Origin of the sequence: Gemmobacter lutimaris (assembly GCF_003570715.1) — a bacterium.
GTDB classification, from domain to species: domain Bacteria; phylum Pseudomonadota; class Alphaproteobacteria; order Rhodobacterales; family Rhodobacteraceae; genus Gemmobacter; species Gemmobacter lutimaris.
The window spans coordinates 59,594-71,497 of record NZ_QXXQ01000013.1; the positions used below are offsets into that span (position 1 = coordinate 59,594).

Below are 11,904 nucleotides of genomic sequence, written 5' to 3' on the forward strand. Positions count from 1 at the left end.
GACGACATGCCCGGCATGGGGCGAAAGCCGCGACACCGGCTGCTGGACGCCCGGTGGAATCGTCCAGCGTGTCGCATGCCGCAGCGGGAAAGGCGCGGGCGGTCGATCTGGCGACATTCGCCGCGCTGGAGGACATAAGGCACGAAATGACGGCCTTTGCAGCGCCGATGCGGAAATGGCGGGCAGTTCGGGGGGCGGGGGGCGCCATCGAAGGCTGCGGGATTGCCATGCTGCGGGGCGCGCTGCATGCTGCGGATCACCCTGCCTCGCTGATCTGACCGGCCTGATGAAACCACTTTCCATCGTTCTGATAGAGAAAATCCCCGAACGCGCCGTGCTGATCACCGAGGCGTTGCGTGCAGAATGCGAGGTCACTGTGATCGACAGCGATCAGGGGCTGGCGCGGCGGATTGCCGAAATCGCCCCCGATCTGGTGCTGATCGACGTGGCCAACCCCTCGCGCGATACGCTGGAGGAACTCAGCCTCGCCTCCTCGCCGATGGAAAGGCCCGTGGCAATGTTCGTCGATCGTTCCGACCGCGATCTGACGCGCGCGGCGATCGAGGCCGGGCTTTCGGCCTATGTGGTAAACGGCCTCAGGGCCGAACGCTTGCGCCCTGTGCTGGATGCGGCCATCGCGCGCTTTCACCTGTTCCAGCGGATGCGCGCCGAACTCACCGCCACCCGTGCGGCCCTGGAAGAACGCAAGATCGTGGATCGTGCCAAGGGCATCGTGATGAAGGCGCGCGGCATCGGCGAGGACGAGGCCTATGCCCTGCTGCGCCGCACCGCGATGGACCAGAAGAAGAAGATCGCCGAAATCGCACAGGCCATCCTCACGGCGGCGGACCTGCTGAAATGAGCCATCTGTCCGTCACCGCCGGGTTTCTGCCGCTGATCGACGCCGCGCCGCTGATCGTGGCGCGCGAACTGGCCTTCGCCGAGGAAGAGGGGCTCGACCTGACCTTGCGGCGCGCGCCCTCGTGGTCGGCGCTGCGCGATCTGCTGACTTTCGGGCAGGTCGATGCGGCCTCGATGCTGTCGCCCATTCCCGTGGCGCAGGCGCTTGGGCTGGGCGGCGGCGCGGCGGCGCTGGACGCGTTGATGGTCACATCGCTAGGGGGCGAGATGATCGCCCTTCCCGATCATATCGCCCGGCAACTGGACGGGGTGGACCGTGCCGATCCCTTTGCGCTGCGGGCCGCGCTGCCGATGCCGCTTCGGATCGGGGTGCCCTTTCCCTTCTCGATCCATGCAGAGCTTCTGTATCGTTGGCTGGGCGAGGGGATCACGGTGCAGACCGTGCCGCCACCCCTGTTGCCCGATGCCATGGCGGCAGGCGAGCTGGATCTTTTCATCGTGGGCGAACCCTGGGCCACCGGGGCAATGGACCGGGGCATCGCAAGCCTTCTGCTTCCTGGCACCACGATCTGGCGCGCGCCGCCCGACAAGGTGCTGGCGATGCGGCACGACAGGGCGGAGGCAGACCCCGATCTGACCGGCCGTCTGATGCGGGCGGTCTGGCGGGCCTGCCGCTGGTTGCGCCTGCGCGAAAACCGGATCACCGCTGCCGAAATCATGGCCCGCCGCCCCTATCTCGACCTGCCGCCCGACCTGATCGAGCGCGCGATGGACAGCGGTGTGGAGTTCTTCGAAGGCTGCGCGACCTTTCCCTGGCGCAGTCAGGCCGAATGGATCGGCGCAAGGCTTGCCCGCCGACACGGGCTGGATGTCGCGCAGGCCCGCCATGCCGCGCAGGCAGTGTTTCGCAGCGATCTTTACCGTCTCCATCTGGGACCGGCAGGGGCCGACCTGCCCGCCGCCTCTTCCAGGCTGGAAGGCGCGGTCAGCGAGCCCGGCCTGCATCCGGCAGCCGCGGGACGGGTGCTTCTGCTGCCAGACAGGTTCTTCGACGGTGCGGTTTTTGACCCCGACACCGCCTGATCCGCACATATTCTAGGCATTTTCCGCGCCCTCACCGGCTGGCCCGGCGGATCGCTTGACCAGACCGGCAGCAGGGCGCAGCGTGAAGGGGACTTCGGGAACAATGGCGTTCCCGCAAGACTCCCCCCGAACATCATCCGAGCAAAGCCGCTCGACCGCAGGGTCTGTTCCCTGCTGTCGTGCGGCTTTTTCATTTTTCCAGAAAGGGACGAACCCATGATCCCGACTGCGGTGAAAACATGAGCCTGCTGCCCCCCGACCCGCCACATGGGCACCCGTTGGGCAGGATTGCGCTTGTCGGCGCCGGGCCCGGCGCGGCCGATCTGCTGACCACGCGGGCGCTGAACCGGCTGCGCGAGGCCGATGTCGTGTTCCATGACCGGCTGGTCAGCCCCGAGGTGCTGGCCCTGACCCCGGCGCGCAAGGTCGATGTCGGCAAGGCGGTAGGTGCGAACCTCTGGCCCCAGCCCCGCATCAATAGCGTTGTAATCGCGGCCGCCCTGGCGGGACTGCGGGTCGTGCGGCTGAAATCCGGCGATCCTTCGGTCTTCGGCCGCGCCTGCGAAGAGATCGAGGCCGCCCGACTTGCGGGTGTGCCGGTCGAGATCGTGCCCGGCATCACGGCGGCCAGCGCCGCCGCCGCCGCGCTGACCCGCCCGCTGACCGAGCGGGGCCAGACCGAGCGGCTGGTGCTCGCCACTGCCACCTGTCGTCCCGGCGAAACCGCCGATCTGGCAGGCAGCTTCCGGCCCGGCACCACGCTGGCGCTTTACATGGCGATGCACCGCCTGCCCGCCGTCGAGGCGGAACTGCTGGCCACCGGCGCCCCCGAAACCTGCACGGTCGAAATCGTCCAGCAGGCCGGAACTGCTGCAGAGCGCATCCTGACCACTGCGCTGCGCGGCATGGCCGCCGCAGCCGCCGACATGACCAACCCGGCCATCCTGCTGATCCGATGGCCTGTCCCGCAAGCCCGCACGGGCACCCGTCCGACCGGCTGCCACGTTGCCGCCGCCTCGCCCCTCCCCCTCCTCTGACGAAACCGGAGCCCGCACCCATGGCCCAGATTTCTCTTTCCTCGCCGACCAGGGCGCTGACCCTGTCCACCTTCGCCTTCACCATTTGCTTTGCCGTCTGGACGATCTTTGCGATCATCGGCCTGCAAATCCGTGAATTGCTTCAACTCACCGACACCCAGTTCGGCCTGCTGGTCGGCATGCCGGTGTTGACCGGATCGCTGGTGCGCGTCGTGCTTGGCATCTGGACAGACCGTATCGGCGGCAGATCGGTCTTTACCCTGACCATGCTGGCCGCCGCGCTGGCGACCCTGCTTCTCAGCTTTGCGACCACCTATGCACAATTCCTTGTCGCGGCGCTTGGCGTCGGTCTGGCAGGCGGCACCTTCGCGGTGGGCGTCGCCTATGTCTCGCGGTTCTATCCCGCCGGACGGCAGGGCACGGCGCTTGGCATTTTCGGCGTCGGGAATGTCGGCGCCGCGCTGACCAAGTTCGGCGCGCCCTTCCTGATGATCGCCTTGGGTTGGCAGGGCGCGGCGCAGGTCTATGCCGCCGTGCTGGCCGTGACCGCCATCCTGTTCTGGCTCATGTCCGAGGATGACCCGCAGCAGGCCACCGCCACTCCGCGCAGCCTGAAGGCAGAATTTGCCGTCATGGCCGACATCCGCGTGCTGCGCTTCTCGCTTTACTACTTCTTCGTCTTTGGTGGCTTCGTCGCGCTGGCACTGTGGCTGCCGCGCTACCTGATCGGAGTTTACCAGTTCGATGTGGCGACGGCAGGCATGATCGGCGCGGCCTATTCGCTGCCCGGTTCGGTGTTCCGGGCGTGGGGCGGCGCGCTGTCCGACAAATACGGTGCGCGGGCGATCCTTTACTGGACCTTTGGTGTCTCGGCGGTGGCGACCCTGCTGCTGGCGCTGCCGCTGGGCATCGGACCTGCGGGCTTCATCGCCATCACCTTCGTGCTGGGCCTGTTCATGGCGCTTGGCAAGGCTGCGGTCTACAAACACATCCCCGTCTATTATCCGCAGAATGTGGGGGCCGTCGGCGGCATGGTCGGCATGATCGGCGGGCTTGGCGGCTTCGTCCTGCCGCTGCTGTTCGGCTGGCTGCGCGACGTGACCGGCGACTGGTCAAGCTGCTTTGCCGCCCTGTTCGTGATCGTGCTGGCCAGCCTCGTCTGGATGCAGTCCGCGATCCGCCGCCTTCCCGATGGTCAACCTGCCTGAACCCGCGAGGACACCCCATGACCCAGCGACTTGTCATCATCGGTGCCGGAATGGCCTCCGGCCGGTTGATCGAGCATCTGCGCGACACCGCCCCGAACGCCTGGCACATCACCCTGTTCAACACCGAACCGCGCGGCAACTACAACCGCCTCATGCTGTCCCCGGTGCTGTCGGGCGAAAAGACTTACACCGAGATCGTCACCCATGACGACGCCTTCTATGCCACACATGGCATCGACTGCCGCTTCGGGGAAAGCGTGACCCGGATCGACCGCACGGCGAAGGTGGTTCACGGCGCAGGCGGCCCGGTGCCTTATGACCGGCTGGTCATCGCCACCGGCTCGGCGCCCTTCATCCTTCCGGTGCCGGGCAAGGATCTGCCGGGCGTCGTGACCTACCGCGATCTGGAGGATACCAACGCCATGATCGCGGCCAGCCGCCCCGGCGCGCGGGCCGTGGTGATCGGCGGCGGGCTTCTGGGGCTGGAAGCCGCGGCGGGCATGGCCGCGCGCGGTGCCGATGTGACAGTGGTTCACCTGATGGGCCACCTGATGGAGCGTCAGCTTGACCCCGCCGCCAGTTACCTTTTGCAGAAGGATCTGGAACGGCGCGGCATCCGTGTCCATTGCCGGGGGGCGACCAAGGCGATCCTCGGCACCGACCACGTTGAAGCCGTGCTGCTGGAGGATGGCACCGTCTACGGCGCCGATCTGGTGTGCATGGCCGTCGGCATCCGCCCCGAGGTGCGCCTCGCTAATGACGCGCAGCTTGAGGTCGGGCGCGGCATCGTGGTCGATGCACAACTGACCACATCGGACCCGGCGATCTTCGCGCTTGGCGAATGCGTCGAGTTCGACAGCCAGCTATTCGGCCTCGTCGCCCCGCTTTACGATCAGGCAAAGGTGCTGGCCGGGGTGCTGAACGGCCGTGTGGCAGCCTTCGCCCCGGTGCAGACCGCCACCAAGCTGAAGGTCACCGGCTGCGACCTGTTCAGCGCAGGTGATTTCGCCGAGGCGCCGGGGCGCGAGGAAATCGTGTTCCGCGACCCGGCGCGCGGCATCTACAAACGGCTGGTGATCGCGGATGACCGGCTGATCGGTGCGGTGATGTATGGCGACACGGCGGATGGCAACTGGTTCTTCCAGCAGATCAAGGAGGGCGCCAACATTTCGGCCCGGCGCGAGACGCTGATCTTCGGCCCCGCGTTCGAGGGGGGTGCCCAGTCGGACCCTCTTGCAGCCGTTGCAGCCTTGCCGCCTGAGGCAGAGATCTGTGGCTGCAACGGCGTCTGCAAGGGACAGATCGTCCGGGCGATCGGCGAGGGGGCAACCGATCTGGGGCTGGTGCGCGCCCGCACCAAGGCCAGCGCCTCCTGCGGGACATGCACAGGGCTGGTGGAACAGGTTCTGGCCACGACACTGGGCGATGCCTTCGCCCGGCCCGCTGCGCAGCCGATGTGCAAATGCACCAGCCTCACACATGAGGAGGTGCGCCGCCTGATCAAGGCCAATGCGTTGAAATCCATGGCCGCGGTGATGCAGGAACTGGGCTGGAACAGCTCGTGCGGCTGCGCCACCTGCCGCCCGGCGCTGAACTTTTACCTTCTGGCCGACTGGCCGCTGGACTACTGCGACGACGGCCAGAGCCGTTTCGTCAACGAACGCCTGCATGCCAATATCCAGAAGGACGGCAGCTTCAGCGTCGTGCCGCGCATGTGGGGCGGCGTCACCAATGCCGCCGAGCTGCGCGCCATCGCCGATGCCGTCGACAAATATGACGTGCCCATGGTCAAGGTCACAGGCGGACAGCGGATCGACCTGCTGGGTGTGCGGAAAGAGGATCTGCCCGCGATCTGGGCCGATCTGAATGCCGCCGGTCTGGTTTCCGGTCATGCTTATTCCAAGGGCCTGCGCACGGTGAAAACCTGCGTGGGGTCCGAATTCTGCCGCTTCGGCACGCAGGATTCAACGGGGCTGGGCGTCAGGCTGGAACAACGGCTCTGGGGTTCATGGACGCCTCACAAGGTCAAGCTTGCGGTGTCGGGCTGCCCGCGCAACTGCGCCGAAGCGACCTGCAAGGATGTGGGGATCATCTGCGTTGACAGCGGCTATCAGATCGGTGTCGGCGGCGCGGCGGGCATGGATCTGAAAGAAACAGAGCGTCTTGCCGCCGTCGCCACCGAGGACGAGGCCATTGCCCTCACCGCCGCCTTCATCCAGCTTTACCGCGAGAATGCCCGCTATCTGGACCGGCCCTACAAATGGCTGAAGAAGGTCGGTCTGGACTGGGTAAAGGATCGGGTGCTGGACCCGGAAATCCGCGCCGGGCTGATCGAACGCTTCGACCTGTCACAATCCGTCTACCAGAAAGACCCCTGGGCCGAACGCGCCACGCCCGAGGCGGCGCGGCGGTTCCACCCCCTTGCCACGCTGATGCAGGAGGCCGCAGAATGACGCGCTGGATCGACATTGCCGCGCTGGAAGATATTCCGCTGCGGGGCGCCCGCACCCTGCGCACGCCCGAAGGCTGTGTCGCGGTGTTCCGCACACATGACGACCGGGTCTTCGCGCTGGATGACCGCTGCCCGCACAAGGGCGGGCCGCTGTCCGATGGCATCGTGCACGGCCATGCCGTGACCTGCCCGCTGCATGCCTGGGTCTTCGATCTGGAAACCGGCCGGGCACAGGGCGCGGATGAGGGCGCGGTGGCCACCTATCCCGCGCAGGTTATGGCGGGCCGCGTGCTGATCGACGTGGATCGGCTGGCCGGAAAGCGCGTCGCATGATCCGCTCGACCTGTCCCTATTGCGGTGTCGGTTGTGGTGTCCTGCTGGCCCCTGCGGGTGAAAGCGGGCTGATCGTGCGGGGCGACCCGGATCATCCGGCCAATCGCGGGCGGCTGTGTTCCAAGGGCACCGCACTTGGCGAGACGGTCGGGCGCTCCGGCCGCCTGACCACGCCCGAGATCCACGGCAGACCCGCAGACTGGGATCAGGCGCTGAGCCTGATCGCGACCCGCTTTCGCCAGACCATTGCCGCATACGGGCCGGAGTCGGTGGCGCTTTATCTTTCCGGGCAGATGCTGACCGAGGATTACTATGTCGCCAACAAGTTGATGAAAGGGTTCATCGGCAGCGCCAATGTCGATACAAACTCACGGCTCTGCATGGCCTCGACCGTGGCGGGGCATGTGCGGGCCTTCGGTGCCGATACCGTGCCCGGCATCTACGACGATCTGGAGGAGGCGGATCTGGTCGTCCTTGTCGGGTCGAACCTCGCCTGGTGCCATCCGGTCCTGTGGCAGCGGATCGAGGCGGCACGGGCCACGCGGGGCACGAAGATCGTGGTCATCGACCCCCGGCGCAGCGTCACCGCAGGGGCGGCCGACCTGCATCTGCCCATCGCCCCCGGCGCGGATGTGGCACTGTTCAACCGGCTGCTGGCGGCGCTGGCGGACCGGGGGTTTCTGACTGGCGGTGTAACCGGGCTGGAAGCGGCGGTGCAATCCGCCCGCGCCGACAGCGGCGAAACCGGCCTCGCCCCTGCGGATCTGGCACGGTTCCTTGATCTGTGGTGCCGCACCGAAAAGGTGGTGACGGTGTTTTCGCAGGGTGTGAACCAGTCCAGTTCGGGCACCGACAAGGTGAATGCGATCCTGAACTGCCATCTGGCAACGGGCCGCATCGGCCACCCCGGCATGGGGCCCTTCAGCGTGACCGGCCAGCCCAATGCCATGGGCGGGCGCGAGGTGGGCGGGCTGGCCAATCAGCTGGCCTGTCACCTGTCGCTGGAAAACCCGGCCCATCGCGCGGCGGTCGCGCAGTTCTGGCAAGCCCCGCGCATGGCCGAACGACCGGGGCTGAAGGCGGTGGACCTGTTCCGCGCCGTGGGCGACGGGCGGGTAAAGGCGCTGTGGGTCATCCATACCAACCCCGCCGTCACCCTGCCCGAGGCCGATGCAGTACGCGCCGCCATCGCAGCCTGCGAATTCGTTGCTGTCAGCGACGTGACCGGCGCCACAGATACCGCACGGCTGGCCCATGTTCTGCTGCCTGCCGCCGCATGGGCCGAAAAATCGGGCACCGTCACCAATTCCGACCGCACGATCAGCCGCCAGCGTGCGGTGCTTGCGCCACCCGGCGCCGCCCGCCCCGACTGGTGGATGCTGGCCGGGGTGGCGCAGCGCATGGGCTTTGACGGGTTCGACTGGTCCGGCCCGGCCGCGATTTTCCGCGAACATGCCGCTTTGTCTGGAATTGCGGGGGCGCTGGGGCGCGATTTCGATATTTCGGGCAAGGCCGCGATCAGCGATGCCGACTATGACAGAATGGAGCCCTTCCGCTGGCCCAGCACTGCGGTGCGACAAGGGGGCCGGTTCTTTGGCGATGGTCAATATTACACCCCCGACGGCAGGCCCCGCATGATAGCGGTGACCAGCACCCCCCCGCAGGCAGCACTGACCCCGGAGCATCCGTTCCGGCTGAACACCGGGCGCATCCGCGACCAGTGGCATACCATGACGCGCACCGGACAGGCGCCCCGGCTCAACCAGCATCTTGGCGAACCCTTTGTCGAGGTTCATCCCTCTGACGCGCTGCGTTCGGGCCTGTCGCCCTGGTCACTGGCCGAGGTCCGCTCTACCTCCGGAAATGCGGTGCTGCGCGTGGTGGTCACCGATCGCGTGCGCCCCCGGCAGATCTTCGCCCCGCTGCACTGGACCGGGGAAACGGCCCCCACTGGCCGGATAGACGCCGTGGTCAGCGCCGTGACGGACCCGCTGTCAGGTCAGCCCGAATCCAAAGCCGCCGCAGTATCGCTGCGGCCCTGGCCCGCACGCTGGTTTGCCTTTGCCTGCGCCGCCGGAAGCATCGTGCCGGGCGGGGGCTACTGGGCGCGGCGGGTCACCGAAACCGGCCTTGCCGCCGAGATCGCCGCACTGGAAGCCCCGGATGATCCCGTAGCCTTTGCCCGGACCCTGTTTGACCTGCCGGATGCAGAAGTCATGCAAACGGAAGATGCGGCGCGCGGACAGGTTTCCATCGCGCTGATCCGGGCCGGACGGGTGGCGGCGTTATTGTTCGCGGCCCCCTCCCCCGTGGTGGTTGCGCGGGACACGGCCATCGCGCGGATCGGCACGCCGGGTAACGCCGCGACACTCGCCCCCTGTGCCGGCACCACCGACCGGGCCGACAACGGGCCGCTGGTTTGCGCCTGCACAGGTGTCGGCCGGAACAGGCTGCAATCTGCCATCCGCGCCGGCGCCAGCGATCTGGCTGCAATCGGGCAGGCAACGGGGGCAGGCACCAATTGCGGGGCCTGCCGACCCGAGATTGCCGCACTTCTGTCGCAACTGGCCCGACCCCAGGCTGCGGAATAGACTGCTGCGACAGACCTTCCGCGCGGCAGGTGCCCCAGATCGTGCAGGAAGGTCCGGTCGGTGGTCAGCCCGTCTGACACCAGCAGGGCCGCCTGCGCCGGATCATGCATGCGCTTGCCGGTTCCGTTCGGCCCCCGCATCAGCAGATTATCGGCTGCGACTTCAGCGCATACCCCGAGACTGATACCTGGCCCTTGCCATGAAAACCTGCATTGGCTGATCTGGCGCCGTGACGTTCCGGACTGCCACATCGCGCATTTCGCGCACCGAAGCCGTGAAGGCACCAGCGACCACCAGCAGGACCGCCGCAACCAGAACGGCCAGTATCCGGGCACGGACAGAGCCGGGCATATCGCCCGGTTCGGACAGGCTATTGGCTATGCGCCTGCCACGCCGTTTGCCCCGCAAGCATCACAAGGCCGCCGGCGGATGCCCGCTGTCTTCGACCAATGTTCCATCTCCGATGGCTGTGTCCTGTGCTACAGTCCCTGCGGGAGGCGATGCGCCATGAAAGACCTGCGGCATGTCGAGGAGATCGGGCGGGTGCTGGACGGCAGCCAGACCGGGCGGGACAGCTTTGTCTCTGCCTCCTGGCGGCGCTGTGTCGAGCTTTATGGCATGGACCCGACCCGCGCTGACCCGGCCCATATCGTGACCGAGGCGGAACTGCGTGATCATCGCAAGCAGGCCGAATGGCTGATTGCCACCGCACGATCAGGGTTGCAGTCGTTGTTCCGGCAGGTCGCGGGTCAGAACTATGTGCTGCTGCTGACCGATGCCAAAGGGGTCTGCGTGGATTTCTTCGGTGACGACCTTTTCACCGAGGATCTGCGCCGTTCTGGGCTATATCTTGGATCGAACTGGTCGGAAAACCTGGCCGGAACCTGCGGCGTGGGCGCCTGCATCGTCTTGCAGGAGCCGGTGACGGTGCATCAGGATGATCATTTCGGCAATGCGCATACCGCCCTGTCCTGCACGGCGGCGCCGATCTTCGACAGCCTCGGGCAGCTTGCCGCGGTGCTGGATATCTCGCTGCTGCGCTCTCCTGCGCCCAAGACCAGCCAGAACCTTGCAATGAGCCTCGTGACCACGGCGGCGCGACGGGTCGAAATGGCGAACCTGATGGCCGAAAGCCCGCGCGACTGGGTGCTGCGGCTTTCATCCAGCCCGGAATTTCTGGACGTCGATCCCGAGGCGGCGGTGCGGCTGGATGGCGCCGGGCGCGTGCTGGGCTATACCCGTGCCGCACGCCGGCTGTTCCCTGAGGGCGCAACGATCCTCGGACAGCGGATCGACGAGGTCCTGAACATGAGCGTTGACGACCTCCCCGATCTGATGCGCGACCGTCCGACCGAAGAACGTGTGATTGAAACGCGGGACGGCGGGGCGTTGTTCGGGCATGCCATCGCCCCCAAGGCACCACGCCAGCCACATCAGCGTATGCGCACCGGCGGGGCGCTGGCAGGGCTGACCGGCGGCGACGCAGGAATGTTGCGCCTGCTGGATCAGGCCGAGCGGCTGGCCCCCGGCACCGTGCCGCTGCTGATCACGGGTGAAACCGGCACCGGCAAGACCAAGCTTGCACGGGCGATCCACATGACGGGAAAGGCGCAGGGGTTCATCAGCCTCGAATGTGCGGGGCTGACGCCCGAGGCCCTGACCGATGCCTGTCTGGAGGCTATTGGCCTGACGACGCTCGTCCTGCGCCGGATCGAGGATCTGGCACCCGACACCGCCATCGCGCTGAGCGGGCTGCTGGATCGCAGGCCCAGCCTGCGCCCGCTGTCCACGACCTGTCTCGACCCGGCCCGGATCGGCGTGCCGCGCCCGCTGTTTCACCGGCTGGCGGGCTGTGTGCTGGAGATGCCGCCGTTGCGGATGCGGCGGGATATCGACTGGCTGATGACACGCCATCTGCGTCGCCACGCGGCCGACACGATCCGCCTGTCGCCCTCTGCCCGCGCCGATCTGATGGGACGGCGCTGGCCCGGCAATATCCGTGAACTCGAACAGGTGCTGGACGTTGCGGCGGCGCTTTGCATCGGGCCGGTCATCGACCTGCCCGACCTGCCCGGCCCGGTCTATTCTGCGCCTTCGTCCGACGCGCCAACCACGGGGTCTGCCGATCCGTGGGCAGCGCTGGAGCAGGTTCTGGTCGCCTGCGACTGGAACATGGCCCGTGCCGCCCGGCGGTTCGGGGTCAACCGTTCGACCATCCTGCGCCGGATACGCGCCGCCGGGTTGCAGCCGCCCGCGTGATCTGTTGCGCAGGCGTTGCATGCGCAACATGCCGCGCCGCAGCGAGCACTTTTCCCCGGCATCAGCCCTCGCAAACGTGG

The 11,904-nt window shown here is 67.1% G+C and carries 9 protein-coding genes; all 9 read left to right on the forward strand.

The features are described from left to right. Positions 1-53: 53 nt before the first annotated feature. The 9 genes from D2N39_RS23145 to D2N39_RS18010 all read left to right on the forward strand — a co-directional run bounded on the left by D2N39_RS23145 (position 54) and on the right by D2N39_RS18010 (position 11,824). Positions 54-278 carry a hypothetical protein gene (locus D2N39_RS23145; protein ID WP_199725298.1) on the forward strand — a complete coding sequence of 75 codons (225 nt, stop codon included), beginning with the start codon at positions 54-56 and terminating at the stop codon, positions 276-278. Between the two features lie 5 nt (positions 279-283). Then, positions 284-862: an ANTAR domain-containing response regulator gene (locus tag D2N39_RS17970; RefSeq protein WP_119136207.1), complete on the forward strand. Its 579-nt coding sequence runs from the start codon at positions 284-286 to the stop codon at positions 860-862. Next, on the forward strand, positions 859-1,944 hold the full coding sequence (locus D2N39_RS17975; protein WP_119136161.1) for an ABC transporter substrate-binding protein: 1,086 nt from the start codon (positions 859-861) through the stop codon (positions 1,942-1,944). Before D2N39_RS17970 ends, D2N39_RS17975 begins: the two co-directional genes overlap by 4 nt. A 239-nt stretch (positions 1,945-2,183) precedes the next feature. Next, positions 2,184-2,981, forward strand: a complete 798-nt coding sequence (gene cobA / locus D2N39_RS17980) for a uroporphyrinogen-III C-methyltransferase (protein WP_119136162.1) — start codon at positions 2,184-2,186, stop codon at positions 2,979-2,981. 20 nt (positions 2,982-3,001) lie between these two features. Further along, a complete protein-coding gene (locus tag D2N39_RS17985) occupies positions 3,002-4,189 on the forward strand; it encodes an MFS transporter (protein ID WP_119136163.1) in 1,188 nt (395 codons plus the stop codon). A 17-nt stretch (positions 4,190-4,206) separates the two neighbouring features. After that, positions 4,207-6,642, forward strand: a complete 2,436-nt coding sequence (gene nirB / locus D2N39_RS17990; protein ID WP_119136164.1) for a nitrite reductase large subunit NirB — start codon at positions 4,207-4,209, stop codon at positions 6,640-6,642. After that, positions 6,639-6,974 carry a nitrite reductase small subunit NirD gene (gene nirD, locus D2N39_RS17995; RefSeq protein WP_119136165.1) on the forward strand — a complete coding sequence of 112 codons (336 nt, stop codon included), beginning with the start codon at positions 6,639-6,641 and terminating at the stop codon, positions 6,972-6,974. The genes nirB and nirD overlap by 4 nt, the downstream gene beginning before the upstream one ends. Further along, the gene (locus D2N39_RS18000; protein WP_119136166.1) at positions 6,971-9,565 is read left to right on the forward strand and encodes a nitrate reductase; all 2,595 of its coding nucleotides are present in this window, start codon (positions 6,971-6,973) and stop codon (positions 9,563-9,565) included. Before nirD ends, D2N39_RS18000 begins: the two co-directional genes overlap by 4 nt. A 507-nt stretch (positions 9,566-10,072) precedes the next feature. Next, entirely contained in the window at positions 10,073-11,824 is a 1,752-nt protein-coding gene (locus tag D2N39_RS18010; RefSeq protein ID WP_119136168.1) for a sigma-54-dependent Fis family transcriptional regulator, read from the forward strand. The last annotated feature ends 80 nt before the right edge of the window (positions 11,825-11,904 follow it).

What these genes read in the sequence shown, in the direction of transcription:
- D2N39_RS17975 (WP_119136161.1), top strand. Translation starts at nt 859, where the DNA reads ATGAGCCATCTGTCCGTCACCGCCGGGTTTCTGCCGCTGATCGACGCC.
- cobA (WP_119136162.1), top strand. Translation starts at nt 2,184, where the DNA reads ATGAGCCTGCTGCCCCCCGACCCGCCACATGGGCACCCGTTGGGCAGG.
- D2N39_RS17985 (WP_119136163.1), top strand. Translation starts at nt 3,002, where the DNA reads ATGGCCCAGATTTCTCTTTCCTCGCCGACCAGGGCGCTGACCCTGTCC.
- nirB (WP_119136164.1), top strand. Translation starts at nt 4,207, where the DNA reads ATGACCCAGCGACTTGTCATCATCGGTGCCGGAATGGCCTCCGGCCGG.
- nirD (WP_119136165.1), top strand. Translation starts at nt 6,639, where the DNA reads ATGACGCGCTGGATCGACATTGCCGCGCTGGAAGATATTCCGCTGCGG.
- D2N39_RS18000 (WP_119136166.1), top strand. Translation starts at nt 6,971, where the DNA reads ATGATCCGCTCGACCTGTCCCTATTGCGGTGTCGGTTGTGGTGTCCTG.
- D2N39_RS18010 (WP_119136168.1), top strand. Translation starts at nt 10,073, where the DNA reads ATGAAAGACCTGCGGCATGTCGAGGAGATCGGGCGGGTGCTGGACGGC.